We start from the raw sequence: 17,449 nt of genomic DNA, 5'->3' as shown, positions 1-17,449 counted from the left end.
TACTTTGATTCCATTCTGCTACGAGTGGAGCAAAGCATTCAGCGCAAAAACGTCGAAATGAATAGAAAACATCATTAAATTGAAGTTCTCTAAAAGCATTGCTACCCATAGTCGATTCATTTACGGTAAATCGGTAGAAACTTGCGAGCCCTATTCTCGCTATTATATGAGTGGATTTGTATGAAACTATCAGAATAACCAATTTATCACTTCATTCGGTAAGGGCTACTATCTCTCACCAAAAAAAGCTTGATTTTTCGGAATTTAATGGTATTCTGGAACTTTTTAATTGTAAACGTTCGTGTTTTCAATCAACGTACTGATTATAACAGACTATTTTCTAGCTTGCTAGCATTATTTTGATAAATGGAACGGTACTGTCATAATGACGACATTTCTGTGAAATAACAGTGATGTACGAATGAGAAGACTCGATTGGTTGTGTAGCATATGATGCCACCCTTTTTTCGGTAAGAATTGAGGGATAACAACTGTAACTTTATGACCTGTCTTCGTACATTGATGTTCTACTTTATCAATAAATTTAATTAATGGCTGTGTAATGCTGCGATATGGTGAATAGTAGGTAACTAATCGTACATCAGGTTGCCAGGCGTTCCACTTCTCTTCAAAAGCTTTTGCATCTGCTTGATCGAAAGCTACGTAAAAGGCTATCACTTTATCAACCTTAAGTGATTTGGCATAATGTAGGGAGTTTTCAACCACCTTTGTTATACCAGCTACTGGCACAATGAAAACATTCCCCTCAATAGTAGCCAGTTCCTCATGATTTAATCTTAACTGTTCTCCAACAGCTTGATAATGTTGCTTAATGCGATGGAATACAAAAATAATAATTGGTAAAAAGATAAACACTGGCCATACTTGAGGCATTTTTGTCACAAAAAACATCATTGCCACGATGAAAGAGATAGCAGCCCCAATTGTATTGATCGTAAATTTTGCTACCCAGCCTTTAGGTTTTTCGCGCCACCATTTTCTCATCATTCCCGTTTGCGCTAATGTAAAGGGAATAAATACGCCTACTGCATAGAGCGGAATTAAATGCTCTGTGGCCCCGTCAAAAAGTATAATTAAAAAAATGGCTGCAATACCTAGCATTAAAATACCATTTGAATAGCCAAGACGGTCCCCACGAATTTGGAAGATTCGTGGGATAAAACCATCCTTCGATAAATTTACAGCAAGCAAGGGAAATGCTGAATATCCTGTGTTTGCGGCAAGTACTAAAATCATTGCCGTTGTCCCCTGGACAATATAATAAAGAAAATTCCGACCAACACTAGCTTCTGCTAGTTGGGAAACGACTGTTGCTTCTGCTGTTGGTGCAACGCCATAAAAATAAGCTAGACTAACAATCCCGATGAATAAAACGGCTAAAATGGCGCCCATTGCTAAAAGCGTTTTAGCAGCATTATTCGGGGCAGGATTTCTAAAATTAGGTATAGCGTTAGAAATAGCCTCTACTCCTGTTAACGCTGAGCTTCCTGAAGCAAATGCCTTTAATAAAATAAATAGGCTAATCCCTGCCACTGGTGTGCCAATCTTTGGATGTAGCTCTGCAGGCACCTGTCCAGTTGCCACATTATAGAGCCCAATCCCGATTAGCAACAGCATAACGCCTACAAATAGATAAACTGGGTACGCCAAGATAGAGGCTGACTCTGTTACACCTCGCAAGTTTAAAATCGTTAAGAAAATCACAAATATAATAGCAATGGGTACATTATAAGCATGAAGACTTGGAAATGCAGATGTAATGGCATCTGTCCCGGCCGACACACTTACTGCTACCGTTAAAATATAATCAACAAGCAAAGAACCCCCTGCAACAAGACCTGCATTCACGCCTAAATTTTCTCGTGATACGACATAGGCGCCTCCTCCATGTGGATAGGCGAAGATAACTTGACGATAGGATAAAATCAGTGCCACGAGTAGAATAACCACTCCAGCGGCAATAGGTAAAGAATACCAAAACGCCATTGTACCTACCGTCATTAGGACAATTAAAATTTGTTCTGGTCCATAGGCTACTGATGACAATGCATCTGATGATAATATGGCCAGTGCTTTTGTTTTACTGAGCTTTTGTTCCCCTAACGCATCGGATCTTAATGGTTTGCCGATTACATAACGTTTGAATGAGGATTTCATTGATAAACACCTTCTAGTTTCATAGAATGTGTTTCGCCTTTCTAAATTACATCAAAAAACGCCTACAAGTCATCACTAAATAAGACTTGTAGACGCTCATCCGTCTGCCAAGCTCCACTTTTCTGCTCTTAACGCTTACGAGGTTAGCTGTCGGATTCGGGCCTGAGTAGCCCTACTCCTCCACAAGGAAGAGATTCACCCCAAGAATGGCTATGCCATCCATCAAAATTGGTTCCCCCGCGTTTAGTTGCTTCAGCGATTTAGAAATTTGAAACTTTTATAATGATGTCATATTACGCCTGCTAATTGAAAAAGTAAAGAAGAAAATTTTTCTGTTTTTTGAGTAAAAGCATAGGCTTTTTTTGAACATATAAATAATCGCTTCTTAAAGAAAATTTCCTGAATACCTAGTAAATACCCATAATACAAACAATAAAAACTGCCTTAAAGGTATGTTCTACCTTTAAGACAGCTCAATTATATTAGTCATCAAAGCCTTGTTCAAAGTCGATAATGTTCCCAGAGACTGCATCCACATCTACTTCGTATTCATATTGACCATCTTTCAGTTCAATTTCATATACACCATCATCAAGCTTAATTTTTGTCACTTTACCCTTTGCTTTTGTTTGGGCTGTCTTGATAGCCTGCTCTTTTGTAATTATTTTTGTTGTAGTAGTCGTAGCAGGAATATGATCATCCCAATCATCGTCATCTAGACGTTCCTTTTTCTGCTTGAGTAATTTTCCACTATAAGCATCAAATTTTAAATCATATTCTTCTGTATCTGTATACACCTCTACTTCATAAATAGAGCTAAACTGATTTTGGTCAAATTCGATATTGGCAACTGTACCATCCACTACCGCTAGAGCTTTCTTCTCAATTTCCTGCATGGATAAGACCTTTTTTTCTTGGGCATTTCCTGATAATAAAGTCGTCGAGCCAATCGCTGCACCCACTCCCAGTGTAATTACTAGTGCTGGAATCATGATCATTTTTTTCATGTTCATCTCTCCTTTGTTTTATCTAAACTTAGCTTACCAAGTGAAGATGATAGAACTATAAGAGGAACATTAGAATTTCATGAGAATGATTTAATGATCGTCATCCCATGTTACAGATAGTACTTTTCCTGAAACAGCATGAATTTGAAATGTAGCTTCGTCCTCCTGCGTTTCAATCTCAACTAAATAATAACCACCTTCTGAGGTTTCTTCAAAATCAACTGAATCCACTTCACCCTTTAATTGCTTAAGAGCTATTTGAATGGCCTGTTGCTCAGTAATAATAGGCTCTTCGATAGGTTGTTCTTGTGGCTCAACCTTTTTCTCAGCCAGTAGTTCGCCAGTATAACCATCAAACGTTAAATCCTTTTGAATTTCCTCATTTTCAACACGTACAGTGTAAATGGCGTCTGTAAGCATAACGCTTTCTACATCTCCATATTCCTTTTTAACCATTTGTCTGATCTGCTTTTCTGTTAATAGTAATTTACTATGTCCTTCTTTCAGGATTAGATCAGTCACCTGTTGTGTCGTAACATCGAGTATAGCTCCATACTTGACATCGTCACGCGTAAAAAGCATTTCAAAGGTGCTTCCTTGTTTTTCAACCTGTGTAACATGACCATTGTAGATAGTCTCAATATGCCGAATAGCCTGCGCTTCACTAAGAGGTTGAACGTAAAAATAACGATGTTGAACAAACCAAATTACTCCACTACAAAGAAGGATAATAACAACAATTACTAACATCCACTTTTTCATTGCTGTCCCTCCTTTGGTATACATAAAGTAAAGCTTGAGCCTTCCCCTAGCTTACTTTTCACATCTATCGTTATACCTAATTGTTGTGCCAGTTCGTGTGCTATTGCTAGCCCTAGCCCTGAACCACCTGTTTTACGATTACGATCCTCTGTTACACGATAGAAACGCTCAAACAAATGAGGAATATGCTCGACCGGAATACCAATACCAAAATCTTGGATGGTAATACGTACATGGTTGGTTGTTTCAGTGGCTTGAATACGTACTTCATCCTCACTATATTTCCTAGCATTATCCAGCAAAATAAAAAGTAGTTGCTTCAATATTTTTTCATCACTATAAATAAATTTTGGTATCTGCGCATCAATTCTAAATGTTCGATGATAAGCCTGTTCCATTTGTGAAGCTACTTTATTTAAGAAAGGGGCAAGCTCTAGTTGTTCGAAATGAACGTCCAATTGCTCTTTGTTTTTAGCTAGTTCTAGCAATTGCAACACCATTTCATGCATACGAGATGATTCATTGGCAATGGCCTGTAAGGATTCCTGAGCAACCTCACGATTATCAAAACCCCTTCTTAGGAGTAGTTTTGCATAACTTTCAATGACAGTTATAGGAGTTTTTAACTCGTGAGAGGCATTTGATACAAATTCTTGTTGCTTTTGATAATGTTGTTCAAGCTTCTCCATCATTATATTAAAAGTGCGGTTAATGTTTATTAACTCGTCCCCACCTTTTTCTGTAGTATCTATTTTTTCATATTTCCCAGTAGATGCACTTTTGCGCATGGTCTCATTTAAACGTTCTAGCGGTAATAAAATAAGTCGCCCAAGTACCAAGCTCGCTAGGAAAATTGGAATCGTTGCAACAACAGATACAACCACTAAGATGACCTTTAACAAATCTAATGTCCGTTCTACTTCTTCCATAGATTGCTGTAATGTTATGTCCACTACCGTTCCGTCGATCCAAATAGCAGGCATAGTGTAGGTAATGGCAGGGACTTCTTGCATTTCAAGGGTAGCTTGAACCTTTGTTTTCAAGCGTTCACCATCATAAATATAAACAGCACCATCCGTTGGCATATAAGCTCTTAATACTTGCTGTAGGTTGGTTTGTGCATTTAACTGACTCAGTGTAGAGCTTAAATCATTTGCCCGTGACTGGAGCTGATTATATTCCGTATCATAGGCAAATTTCTCATACAACAAATAAATTCCACTATTTGTTGCCACTATAATAACTAGCATAAGCAATGTTGTTAGTAGATGAATTTTTGTTTTAAGTCTCATAACTATGTTCCTTTAGCACATATCCAACACCTCGAATTGTTTGGATAAGAGGTGCTGGATTAGCAGCCTCAAGCTTTTGCCGTACATAACGTATATAAACATCCACAACATTTGTATCCCCATAATAATCATAGCCCCACACAGCCTCTAATATTTGCTCCCTTGTCAGTACTTGTTTAGGATGCTTTAGTAAATAGAACAACAAATCATACTCACGGGGTGTCAGCTGAATTTCCTTATCAAAATACACAACTTCCCTTGTTTGCTCGTTTATCGATAAATGGCCAAATGTAAGTGCAACTTGCTTTGGATTTACCTTCTGCGAAAACCGTAGTGCATTGCGAATTCGTGCCAGTAGCTCCTCAATTTCAAAAGGCTTTGTCACGTAATCATTGGCTCCTAAATCCAAGCCCTTTACCTTATCCTCTACTTCACTTTTAGCAGTTAGCATGATAACAGGTGTTTGGGATTCTGTTGCACGAATACGCTTTAGCACATCAATACCGCTCATCTCAGGTAGCATGATATCAAGTAAAATTAAATCCCATTGCTGCTCACGGTATTGTAGTAAGCCTTCTGCTCCTGTATGAGCCATTGCTGCCTCATATCCTTCAAATTGAAGCTCCAGTTGTAGCACTCTCGCAATATTCTCTTCATCTTCTATAATTAAAATTCGATGTGTCATGTCGAATCCGTCCTTCGCCTTTTCTTTTCATCGTATACGATACAAGTGGTGAAAGTCTAATTAGAAAATGATGAGAAAGACAATACATTTCTTTTTTTGACACAGGGTACGTCTTTAACTAATAAACTTTCGGTAAAAAGCTGTAAATATCCCTTTTCTCAAAAATTCCTGAGCTTACTTTAGCAACTTTTTTGCCATTTAAACGGCTTGGAAAGGGAAACTCAATATGTGGACCATTATAATGAATAATTGTCACTGTACCATCAGAGTTATTACGCCAATCATAATTCCTTTCATCCGTTTTAATTGAAAGTTTAATCGATACAAAAGCTAAACTTAAGAATAATATGAAGAAGGCAAGACGAACGATTTTCAATAGAAACACTTCCTTTTCTATTAGCATAATAATTTACATCCTTACGCACTATTGAGTAATGTTAATAATTTGAACAAAAAAATCTCACCAAAAGCTTTATGGATAGCCATTGGTGAGGTTTTTAATTATTGATGCAAAGCTCTATACAAAAATGTTACAAACTCCGCACGTGTTACAGGATCATTTGGTCTAAAGTTGCCATTATCTCCAATTGTGATCCCATTTCCTGCAAGTATAGCGATAAAGTTGTGTGCCCAGTGTGTTTTTGGCACATCCTCGAAAGTATCTTTATTCGATGAAGTTAAATTAAAGGCAAGAACTAATACTTTTGCCATTTGAGCGCGTGTCAAATTCGTAGTTGGCTGGAAGTTCCCATCTATGCCTTCAAACAAACCTGCTTGTTGCACCTGATCGATTACCCCAAAATAGAGATGGCTTTTAGGTATATCGTTAAATTCTCGCGCATCTTTTTTCGGTTCTAGCGCTAATGCTCTTGTTAATATCAGGGCAGCATGCTGGCGCTGAATTGGTGCATTTGGCTTGAAGGTGCCATCTTGATAGCCTGTAATAATGCCCTGCTTTGCCATCTCCTGAATCATCGCCCAGGCCCAATGTCCTTGAGAAATATCTGAGAAGATGATATCTGGCTCTGTTGGTTGTGGATCAATTGGTTCTTCAGGTTTAGGTTTTTGTTCTTCAGATTTAGGTTCTTCAGGTTTTTGTTCTTGTTTTTCAGGTATGTTTGGCCCTGGTTTTGGGGATGGATTCGGAGATATACTTCCTCCACCACCCGATGAACCGTCTTTTACCCAATGGGCATATAAGGTGATATTGGACTTCACTACATCTTTAGAAAAATTCCATGGTATCGTCAGTTCAATATCCTTATACCAGCCTGTAAATGTATAGCCTGCCTTTGTTGGATTTACTGGATTTGTTGCTAAGGTATCTTTAGTTACCTTCTGTGATGCTACTGCACTTCCTCCATTTGTTTCGAAATCCACCGTATACTGTGCGACGACGTTTTCCCATTTTGCATACAAGGTTGTATTTTGGGTTATCATATCCGTTGTAAAATTCCATGGTGTGGTGAATTGAGCATCCTTATACCAGCCTAAAAATGTATACCCTGGTTTTATAGGGATTACTGGTTTACTTACTAGTGCCTCATAAATTACTGTAATAGGATTGATTGCTGTCCCCCCATTTGTATTAAATGTGACAACATATGAATTTGCTTCCCATTTCGCATACAAGGCAAGATCTGATTCTTCAATATCAACAATGCTATTGACTGTATAATCTATACCATCTCCCACGTTAGTGCTGTTCCAACCATCAAATGTATAGCCAGTTTTTTCTAAAGATCCTATATTATCTAAGATCGTTGCTGGAGTATTTCTTGGATACATATTCATATCTACTGGTGGATTTCCTTGTTCAGAGCCATTTCCATGATAGATAATTTGATAAGTAAGTAACTCGAACTGGTGATTATTTTGATTGGCATAGGCTTGAGCAGTCGATGCATCATGACCATAAATAATTAAATTACTTGGATTTGCATTAAAAATATCTTCTAAAAGAATCGTTGCATCCGATAATATTTTCACTTGTTTAAGATTATTGTCATTAAAGGCATTATCCTCTACAGTCATTACATTTTTAGGAATTTCGATGCTACTAAGTCTATTCTTCCCAAAGGCCCATCTACCAATATTCGTTACACTACTAGGAATCTCTATACTTGTAAGCTGATTATCGAGAAATACACTTTCCGCTATACTTGTTATACTTGAGGGAATCGTTACATTTGAAAGTTCATTGGTAGCAAATGCATACGCTCCTATACTTACGACACTAGTAGGTATTACTAAAGAGGTTATGTGATTATCTGAAAACGCCCATTCTCCTATAGTCTCCAAAGTTGCTGGTAACTCAATGTTTGTTAATTGGTTCTCCATAAATGCGAAATCCCCAATTGTCTTAAGTTGATTTGGCAGCTTAACTGTAGCAAGTGCATTATCTAAAAATGCATATGAGCCAATTTGAGTAACTTGATCTGGTATTTCTATAGCAGTAAGTTTATTTGTAAAGAATACACCTTCACCTATCTTTTTAAGGTTATTTGGTAGTTTCACATACGTTAATTGATTTTCTGCAAATGCCACATCTCCAATGCTTGTTACACTGTCTGGTATAATTACCTGCGTAAGACCTTTTTCACCAAATGCTCCACTACCTATTGCTGTTACTACCCTGCCATCTAGCTGACTTGGAATGGTTATTGCCATATCAGTACCTATGTAATCTCTAATCGTTACTGACCCATCCCTATTTTTTGTCCACTCATAATCCGCTTCATTGACAGGATCTGGAGAATTTATACCTTGAAAGTTTATATTCAACCTATCTGCATACTCTTTTGCAGAAGAATTCTCTGGAGCATAAATAACAAGGTTAGGACTATGCCCTATAAAAGCATCATCACCTATTTCAACATCTTTAGAATATATAATGATTTCCTTTAGGTAATTATTTGAAAAGGCTTCATCTCCAATGCTTTTCACACTTTCTGGTATCTCTAAACTTTCAATATCATTCCTTGCAAATGCATTTGACCCTATTATTTTTACACCCTCTGGAATTTTCACATTGACAATATCATTCGTTGAAAATGCATGATCTCCTATACTAATAACACTTTTAGGTATATCTACGCTTTCTAGAAAATTTCCAGAAAATGCATAATTTCCGATACTACTTAGATTATTTGGAAGTATCACATTTGTTAGTTGGTTTAAGGAAAATACACCATCACTAATGTTCGTTAGATTACTTGGCAGTGTCACACTTGTTAACTGATTTGATAAAAAGCATAAGCACCAATTGTTGTTATTGTTTCTGGTATCATGAGGCTTGTCAGATTTTTATTAGTAAACACCCAAGCGTCTATCCCTGTTACGATTTTCCCTTGTATTTGATGAGGAATTACCATGTCTCCGCCAGTACCTGTGTATGTCTTTATAGTTATCGATCCATCAGGGCTATCTTCCACATCATAATCAGCTTCATTAGCAAAAGTAAAAGGGATTTTCACTAACATCATGAAGATAAATAGTGTAAACCATATTCCATATCTAACACTTTTTGCTTTCATATAGTCTCTCCTTTCTTTAAAAATGAAATAATTCTTCTTCATCTTAAAGGTAATTATTTACTCCCACTATTGAGGAATGTTAATTATTTTTAGGTAAATACAAAAATCCCATCATTGGTAGTCTTATCACACCAGTGATGGGATTTTTTCTTATTGAGAGAGGGCTCTATATAAAAAGATTGCGAATTCTGCCCGTGTAACAGCATCATTAGGTCTAAAATTACCTTGATCACCTATTGTGATACCGTTTGACGCAAGAATAGCAATATAATTGTATGCCCAATGAGTAGCAGATACATCATTAAATGTTTCTTTCTTATGGGCTGTTAAGTTTAAAGCCTCTACCAATACTTTGGCCATTTGTGAACGTGTCATATTAGTTTTTGGTTGGAAGTTTCCATCTATGCCATCAAACAGCCCTGCTTGTTGCACTTGCTTAATTTCCTCAAAATAGAGATGACTTTCAGGAATATCCTTAAATATAAACGCCTCTTTTTTCGGTTCTAGCTCTAATGCTCTGGTTAACATTAGGGCAACATGCTGGCGCTGAATTGGTGCATTTGGCTTGAAGGTGCCGTCTTGATAGCCTGTAATAATGCCCTGCCTTGCCATCTCCTGAATCATCGTCCATGCCCAATGGCCCTGAGGAATATCTGAGAAAGTAATGTTTGCCTCTGTTTGGGGTGTTGGCTCGGTTGGTTGTGGCTTAGCTTGATCTTCAGGTTTAGGTTCTGGTTTTTCAGATAAGGCTGGCTCTGTCGTTTCTGGCTCTTTTAGTGTTGGGGACGAATTTCCTCCACCACCTGAAGAATCGTTTGCTAGCCATTGCCATTTTGCATATAAAGTAGTATTAGCTGTCACTATATCTGTATGGAAATTCCAGACTTTTGTGAAATGAGCATCTTTATACCAACCTGCAAATGTATAGCCTACCTTTATTGGGTTGATTGGTTGCATTGCGGTTGTATTAGCAGTAATCCTTTGGGGCGATATAGCACTTCCACCATTTGAAGCAAAGTCCAGAATATAATGTACAGTTACCCTTTCCCATTTCGCGTAAAGTGCTGTATCTTCTGCCACTTTATCAGTATCGAAGCTCCATGGTTTGGTCAGCTCTTCATTCTTATACCAGCCTACAAATTTATAACCTGTTTTTGTCGGGAACAGTGGTTCATCTATTACCTCATTATACTTAGCTGTCACAGGAGAAATTAACGTCCCTCCATTTGTATAAAAGGTAATGATGTATTCATTTGTTAGCCATTTTCCATATAACGTCATACTCTCTGTCACTTTATCGATCTCGAAGTTCCACGGTATCATCAGCTTTTCGTCTTTATACCAACCTGCAAATGTATAGCCAACTTTCGTTGGATCTGATGGCTTGGCTAATAGCTCTCCATTCAATACCTCGATTGTTATTGTGTCTGTATCTGTATGAAATATAACAGTGTATGGTTTTTTTGCCCATTTTCCATATAAAGTTATATTTCCCGTTATCACATCTGTATCAAAGTTCCAGGGTACAGTCAATTCTTCATCTTTATACCAGCCTATAAATTGAGAGCCATCTTTTATCGGAGTTGCTGGTGCAAGTGCTTTTTCTCCAGCCAGTATTTGCTGTTCATCAATAGCTGTATCGCTATTTGGCTCAAATGTAAGTGTATATGTTAACGCATTTCCCTTTGCATAAATTTTTGTTGGCTGTGTGATATTGCCATCCCACGGCTTTGCCCATGCCAAATCACTATACCAACCATCAAACCTATCACCTTGGTAGTTAAATGTATTAGGCTGCAGCACTAATGGTCTATTAAAGTAAACCCAATGCAACTGATTAGAGGCAAATGCCCAATCTTCTATATATGTAACTGCTTCAGGAATAGTCACTTCTTTCAGGTTATTACCATAAAAAGTATAGAACCCTATCTTCTTTAAGTCATCAGGTAGAATAATGGTTGTTAAGTGATTTTGATAAAACGCGTAGTTCCCTATACTTGTCACGCTACTGGGAATGGTTACACTTTCTAATTTATTCCTCGAAAATACACTGTTCTCAATTCTTGTTATACCATCTGGAATTGTCACTGCTGTTAGCTGATTATTCGCAAATGATTCTGCTCCTATTGTTTTTACGCTATCAGGAATATAGACAGTCGATAACCGATTGTCAAAAAACGCTAGATTACCTATACTCTCTAATCTATTAGGGAGGGTCACAGTCGTGATCTGATTCATCAAAAATGCTCTATCCCCTATTTTGGTCACACTTTCAGGGATAGTTACACTTGTCACATTCTTATTGAAAAATGAAGATTCCCCTATTATCGTAACGGGCTGTCCGTTAATAACAGCTGGAATATCAACATGCCCTCCTGCCCCTCCATAGGCTACAAGTGTTATGCCTGTGTCATTTGGCGCTGTATGGAATCTTGCATTACCAACTAGATTTTTGTTAAGGCTCTTTTTAGCATGACTATCCGCTCCTTCTTCAATAGCATTATGCTCATTCGCATAAGAGGCTGGAACTTGCCCATATTGGAAAAAGAGCAATATTAGAACAATCATCATGTTCGAGATTCTTTTCATTCCTCTCGCTCCTTCCTCTTAAAATCAAGTATTCTCCTCCCTTTATCTTAGAAAATTCAAGATACTTCCACTATTGAGGAATGTTAATTGTTTTATGTAAAAAAAAGACCGCTACCTAAAAAAGATAACGGATAACCTTATACCAGCGTGTTTAATAATATTGCCTGGGCTCGATTTTTAACACCTAACTTACTATAAATCCCCGAGAGATAGACTCTTACTGTACCTTCCGATAAAAATAGCTGCTCGGCTATTTCTTTATTAGAAGCACCTTTTGATAATAATAAAAATATTTCCTGTTCACGAGTTGTAAGGGACGCCAATGGTGAAATTTGCTTATACTTTTGAACACATTGGAGCAAGTGCTCAACGTAGCTCATGGAAACCTCCCTCCACTCCATTTCAAAAGATTGCTTTCGAATAGCGGCATATTTTTTTAATAAAGCATATGTTTGAGGCTCATCTATAAAGGTTCTGATATATTGATATGGTTCGGCTAATTTCAAGGCTTGGTGTAATTTTTCTAACGCCTCATCTGCTTGTCCTTGCTCAACCAAACATATGGCTAATAAAATTGTCGCTTCTATACGAGTAGATAGCTGTTCTTGTTGTTGCGCCTGTGATTGCACCTTTATAATCAATTGCTGCGCTGCTAGTAGATGTCCTTCCATGAGTAAATAACGTGCTTTTACTAGCAAATAAAATGGAAAATCCTTACCTACTTTGACCTTAGCTAACTCCTGTTCTGCTTGGACAACATTGTCTTCACGTAAAAATAAAAGTGCCTTCATTACTCTTATACTATCAATCCACTGGCGTTCATTGACAGCTTCAATTGCATGATCTAAAACCCCTTGAGCAACTATATATTGCTGTTCTAACACGGCAATTTTACTTTTAAGAATATACATCGGTACTAACAATCCTGCATCTTGAAATTGATGTCCAGAACGTATAGCTTCCTCTAATTCTATTGATAGCTCAGCAAATTGGTTCCACTCATATAATTTTTCTGCACGCACGCCATAGCTATAGCCCGTCATACTTAAGTTTTTAAATTTCCCTGTTCTAAACTTAGCAAAATAAGACATAGCCTGTTCATCTGAAAGTAACTTTCCTCGAGATCCGATATTTGTTCTAAACAACATAGGCTCTGTTTGATTATATTGTATAAATATTGCGTCCCATTTGGAATCAACTGGATTTCTCTCCAGTCTTTGTCGAATATATTCTCCAGCTTGAGAAAGATCTCCGTTTTTCATGACAAAGACATAGGCTTTCACACCTAGAAAATCATCGACAGCAGATGCATACTCACTTTTATTCATCCATTGATTGGACCTATGCTTTTGTTCTAGGTCTAGGATCGTCCGATAAGCATCTTCTAAATTGTGTAATGCTGCGAGTGTATATGCATACATTACCATCAACTCTGGGTGTACCTCATAGCCATTAGATAAAAATGTATCAATCCATTTTACATAAGATGTTGAATGTCCACAGGAAAGAAATGTTACAAGATGCTCCTGAATCCATTGTTCAGCATACATAAATACGTTGCCGCTTAAAGCAAGCTCTATAGCAGATAAAAAATTTCCATTATTATATAAAGCTACAGCTGCCTTTTCATATAAATACAAAATATCCTGCTGAGTAAAACGATTGCTCAATTCTTGGCGCAATGCTTCTCTAAATAAGTTGTGATATCGAAAAACCTGCTCTTTTGCTTCTACTCTACTAATAAATAATCCTTGTTGATCAAGCTCTAATAAGACTAGTTGAGCATCAGTACGGTTTGTTAGGACATTACATGTATCAGCGGTTAATTGTTCCAAAAGTGAAGTATAAAGAAGAAAAATTTGGAGGGATGGTGCTAGTTTGGAAAAAACCTCACTCATTAAATATTGGAACACATATAAATTACTTTCTTTTAACTCTTTTTCTACATTATGAAAATCCGCTAAATTAGTTAATTGCAACCCTGTTGGCCAGCCCTCTGTTATCTCAAAAACCTTTTGAAATACCTTTACATCCAGCTTTTTATTTAAACTTTTATAAAATTCTTTTGTCTCTTCATACGTAAAAAGAAGTTGCTCTAAACCAATTTCAAGCAAGCAATGGTTTAATCTCCACTTTGCAATAGGTAATGAAATAGTTGATCTACTAGTCAAATAAATAAAGCAATTTTCAGGTAAGAAATCAATTAGTCGAGTCATCGCTTGATGGATAGCAATATTATGAATATGATGATAATCATCAATCATAATATGAATCTTTTTAGTAGATAGCGATAATTCATATAAGAGAGAGTCCACTAAAAACTCTAATGGTAACTGTGGTTGTGCATGGAGTATAGAATTAATCCGAGAGGCAGCTTCTGGCTGTAATGAGTGACCAATAGCATGAATTAAATACTTCCAATAGCGATTTAGATCATTGTCTGTTTGGTCCACCGTATACCATGCTACTGCCGTCTCAAGTTGCTGAAACCAACTACTTAGAAAAGTGGTTTTACCATACCCTGCTGGCGCTTGTACTACTATAAGTTTTGCTGTTGACTGGAGTAGAATGGCATTTAATCGTTCTCGCTCAATAATTTGCTTGCCCGTTTGAGGGACTGTTGTTTTTGAGGCTACTAAAATATTTGGCACATGTAGACCTCCTTTCTCTTTAACAACTTTAAAAGCCTAGCCATTCTTTTGCCCATAAAATGGCCTTCGTGCGAGATTTCACACTTATTTTACTGTAGATTCCTGTTAAATATATACGAATTGTTCCCTCTGTCAGCTGCAATTGTTGTGCAATCTCCTTATTAGAAGCACCTTCTGCGAGTAATTGCAGAACATCTTTTTCTCTTGCAGTAAAGTTAGTGAAAAACTCATCTTCTGTGCTGTCATTTAGTAATAGTTTATTTACATAGGCTAACGGCACTGACTTAAATGTATCTCCCTTATTATGCTGACGTAGACGCCAGTATTTATTAAGTAATGGCCAGATAGAATCCTCCTCTATAAATGTACGGTAATACCCATAGGACACTCCATGTTCAAGAGCATCATGTAATACTGTTAAAGCGAAATCCTCTTTACCAAGTGAAAAATGACAAATGGCTTCTAGCAAGCCCGCTTCAATAAGCGTAACGATTTGCTTTTCCTGAGTTGCTCCTTCTTTTAAACGAATAGCAATTTGCAATGCTTCCTCCAGTTGATTTTTAGCATATAGAATTTTACCTTGAACTAATAAATAAAATGGATTTTTTGATGCAATTCTATAATTGATAAAATCCGTCACTCTAAAAAATTCCTGTTGTGCATATGAAATATTTCCTTCCAATAAATAAGATTGTGCTTTCATAATATAGAGCATACCTATCCAATAAGGTTTATCGGTTTCCTTCATAGCTTCAAGCAATAACAGATGTGCTTCTTCGAATTGTTTTTTAGTCATATAAATACGAGCCTTTAATAAGTACATTGGTATAAATAATCCTGGATCTTGAAAATGTAAACCATATTGTAAACCGATTTCTAACTCTTTACTTGCTCTATCTAAATCATTTATTTCATACAAAATTTCAGCTAGTAATCCATAGGTAACGCCTGTAATATTTCGCTCCCTTATTTCACTTTCATTCAACACTTGAATCAGTTCATCCATTTTTACTACTGGTAAGAATTTTCCTTTTGCACCTACAAAAGTACATAAAATTCTAGGCTCAAATTGATTATATTTTAAAGAAATATGATATAAAGATGACTTATTCTTTCTTACATTTACGCGTGTTTGTAAACCTACTTTTGCCTTTTCAATGTCTCCATCTTCCATATAACCTATATAAGCCTGAATAATTTCAAAGATTTTTGATACAGCAATGAACTGAAAACCCTCCATCCATTTCCATTTATTTTGTTTAAATAGTAGTTCCTCTATGATTTTATTCGCCTGATCAATTTCATGGGTTGAAAACAGAGTAGTAATATATAAGACAAGCATATTAATATCTACTGGAAACTGAGCATTCCTTAATTTCTGTATCCACTGCCCGAATAATAGAGTATGTCCCTCGGCAAATATTTCGACTAAATATTTTTGAATCCATTCATGTGCAAGCTTGTATAATTCGCCATTTAAAGCAAGCTCAATTGCCGCTACATAGTCTTCTCTTTGGCATAAATTAGTGGCTGCTTCGTAATAAATAGAGGTAATCATTTCATAGGAATATTGCCTTTGAAATTCTACCTGTAGGGCATGCCTAAATAAAGTTTGGTAACGATAAACGGGTGGATGAGCTTGTACTTGTTCGATAAACAAACAATTTTTCTCCAGCTCTGAGAATGTAGTTAAACTATCTAATCCGTTCGTGATGGATCCACAAACACTCGGATCTAAGTAGTTTAAAATGGAAGTTCTTAGTAGAAAATCTTGCAATTCTTGAGGTAATATTAAAAGAATTTCTTGCATGAAGTACTCATGTATATATGAACTAGCTTTGGCTAAAATTTCTTCACTACTAAGATTACCTATCATTCCACCTGTTGATAGCTTTATCAGTTGGATACCTGCTATCCAGCCCCCTGTAGTCTTTAATAAAGGCTTCAGCGCATCCTTCTGTTCATCATTAGTAACAGAATTAAAGAAAGATTGTAGCTCTTCTAAATCAAAACATAATTGACCCGTCCCGACTTCTAGTATCCAACCTTTTACACGCCATTTTGCTAGTGGAAGTTCTAAATTAGTTCGTGTAGTTATATAGATCCGTGCATTGGCTGGTAAATATTCAATAAGTCGATTGATAATTTGATGAATTTGAGGGTTGTGGATTTCTTGAAAATTATCAAAAACAATATGAATATTTTCTTTATATGTATCCAAATCGTTTAACAGTGTATCTATAATTGTTTCAAAAGGTGGTGTTTCATCTAGTATATTGTTTAACTTTTGTTCTACATTCAATATGCTAAAAGATAATGTATGTATTAAGTACTTTAAAAATCTCACAGGATCATTGTCATTCTGATCGATAGTAAACCATGCTACCGATTCATCAATATGCTTCAACCACAGACTTAAAAGAGTCGTCTTTCCGTATCCTGCGGCTGACCGTATAATGGTTAGTTTCTTCATTCGATTGTTAGATAAAATAGAAAATAATTTCTTCCTCTCTAATACATTTGGCACTGTACGTGGAATTGTTACTTTTGATTTTACCCATACCATATCCATCACCTTGTCTCCCTTCTACATTTCATTAGTTCTATAAATTTCGAATTTTCCCTGCAATTTAATTTTTCTACTCATTCACTTCATCCAAAAGAGCATACTTATTTTAGAAGGATAAAGCAAACTACTTCACTTTTTTTATTCCTAGCGTTAGAATACTAATATCTTATTTTCCTATAG

11 protein-coding genes and 2 riboswitches are annotated in these 17,449 nt (G+C 36.6%); all 11 genes read right to left on the bottom strand.

The window, feature by feature from the left end; genetic code table 11:
* Nucleotides 1-88 precede the first annotated feature (88 nt).
* Nucleotides 89-190: riboswitch (purine riboswitch) on the bottom strand.
* 164 nt (nt 191-354) lie between these two features.
* Nucleotides 355-2,178 (bottom strand): APC family permease, encoded by a 1,824-nt coding sequence (locus LBYS11_RS01485; RefSeq protein WP_054548693.1) that lies wholly within the window; start codon nt 2,176-2,178, stop codon nt 355-357.
* Between the two features lie 118 nt (nt 2,179-2,296).
* Nucleotides 2,297-2,446, bottom strand: a riboswitch (cyclic di-AMP (ydaO/yuaA leader).
* A 214-nt stretch (nt 2,447-2,660) separates the two neighbouring features.
* Complete coding sequence (locus tag LBYS11_RS01480; protein WP_103117319.1) at nt 2,661-3,185, bottom strand: PepSY domain-containing protein; 525 nt, start codon at nt 3,183-3,185, stop codon at nt 2,661-2,663.
* Nucleotides 3,186-3,275: 90 nt separating this feature from the next.
* Entirely contained in the window at nt 3,276-3,947 is a 672-nt protein-coding gene (locus LBYS11_RS01475) for a PepSY domain-containing protein (protein ID WP_103117318.1), read from the bottom strand.
* Complete coding sequence (locus LBYS11_RS01470; protein ID WP_103117317.1) at nt 3,944-5,239, bottom strand: HAMP domain-containing sensor histidine kinase; 1,296 nt, start codon at nt 5,237-5,239, stop codon at nt 3,944-3,946. Before LBYS11_RS01470 ends, LBYS11_RS01475 begins: the two co-directional genes overlap by 4 nt.
* Nucleotides 5,229-5,924 carry a response regulator transcription factor gene (locus LBYS11_RS01465; protein WP_048391922.1) on the bottom strand — a complete coding sequence of 232 codons (696 nt, stop codon included), beginning with the start codon at nt 5,922-5,924 and terminating at the stop codon, nt 5,229-5,231. The genes LBYS11_RS01470 and LBYS11_RS01465 overlap by 11 nt, the downstream gene beginning before the upstream one ends.
* A gap of 118 nt (nt 5,925-6,042) precedes the next feature.
* Nucleotides 6,043-6,327, bottom strand: coding sequence for a hypothetical protein (locus tag LBYS11_RS01460; protein ID WP_048391923.1), 285 nt, complete (start codon nt 6,325-6,327; stop codon nt 6,043-6,045).
* Nucleotides 6,328-6,425: 98 nt separating this feature from the next.
* The gene (locus LBYS11_RS01455; protein ID WP_103117316.1) at nt 6,426-9,152 is read right to left on the bottom strand and encodes a leucine-rich repeat protein; all 2,727 of its coding nucleotides are present in this window, start codon (nt 9,150-9,152) and stop codon (nt 6,426-6,428) included.
* 5 nt (nt 9,153-9,157) lie between these two features.
* Nucleotides 9,158-9,460 carry a leucine-rich repeat domain-containing protein gene (locus LBYS11_RS01450; protein WP_103117315.1) on the bottom strand — a complete coding sequence of 101 codons (303 nt, stop codon included), beginning with the start codon at nt 9,458-9,460 and terminating at the stop codon, nt 9,158-9,160.
* 150 nt (nt 9,461-9,610) lie between these two features.
* Nucleotides 9,611-12,049 (bottom strand): InlB B-repeat-containing protein, encoded by a 2,439-nt coding sequence (locus tag LBYS11_RS01445; protein WP_103117314.1) that lies wholly within the window; start codon nt 12,047-12,049, stop codon nt 9,611-9,613.
* A 137-nt stretch (nt 12,050-12,186) separates the two neighbouring features.
* Nucleotides 12,187-14,700, bottom strand: a complete 2,514-nt coding sequence (locus LBYS11_RS24070) for a winged helix-turn-helix domain-containing protein (RefSeq protein ID WP_103117313.1) — start codon at nt 14,698-14,700, stop codon at nt 12,187-12,189.
* 28 nt (nt 14,701-14,728) lie between these two features.
* The gene (locus LBYS11_RS01435) at nt 14,729-17,272 is read right to left on the bottom strand and encodes a winged helix-turn-helix domain-containing protein (protein WP_103117312.1); all 2,544 of its coding nucleotides are present in this window, start codon (nt 17,270-17,272) and stop codon (nt 14,729-14,731) included.
* Nucleotides 17,273-17,449: the final 177 nt, after the last annotated feature.

The organism is Lysinibacillus sp. YS11 (assembly GCF_002896375.1).
GTDB classification, from domain to species: Bacteria; Bacillota; Bacilli; order Bacillales_A; family Planococcaceae; genus Lysinibacillus; species Lysinibacillus capsici.
The sequence above is the reverse complement of the archived record's forward strand: the minus strand, read 5'-3'. Positions and strand labels throughout refer to the sequence as shown.

Excerpts from the sequence above, each read along its gene's own strand:
- LBYS11_RS01485 (WP_054548693.1), bottom strand. The coding sequence starts at position 2,178 with ATGAAATCCTCATTCAAACGTTATGTAATCGGCAAACCATTAAGATCC.
- LBYS11_RS01480 (WP_103117319.1), bottom strand. The coding sequence starts at position 3,185 with ATGAAAAAAATGATCATGATTCCAGCACTAGTAATTACACTGGGAGTG.
- LBYS11_RS01475 (WP_103117318.1), bottom strand. The coding sequence starts at position 3,947 with ATGAAAAAGTGGATGTTAGTAATTGTTGTTATTATCCTTCTTTGTAGT.
- LBYS11_RS01470 (WP_103117317.1), bottom strand. The coding sequence starts at position 5,239 with ATGAGACTTAAAACAAAAATTCATCTACTAACAACATTGCTTATGCTA.
- LBYS11_RS01465 (WP_048391922.1), bottom strand. The coding sequence starts at position 5,924 with ATGACACATCGAATTTTAATTATAGAAGATGAAGAGAATATTGCGAGA.
- LBYS11_RS01460 (WP_048391923.1), bottom strand. The coding sequence starts at position 6,327 with ATGCTAATAGAAAAGGAAGTGTTTCTATTGAAAATCGTTCGTCTTGCC.
- LBYS11_RS01450 (WP_103117315.1), bottom strand. The coding sequence starts at position 9,460 with ATGAAAGCAAAAAGTGTTAGATATGGAATATGGTTTACACTATTTATC.
- LBYS11_RS01445 (WP_103117314.1), bottom strand. The coding sequence starts at position 12,049 with ATGAAAAGAATCTCGAACATGATGATTGTTCTAATATTGCTCTTTTTC.
- LBYS11_RS01435 (WP_103117312.1), bottom strand. The coding sequence starts at position 17,272 with ATGGATATGGTATGGGTAAAATCAAAAGTAACAATTCCACGTACAGTG.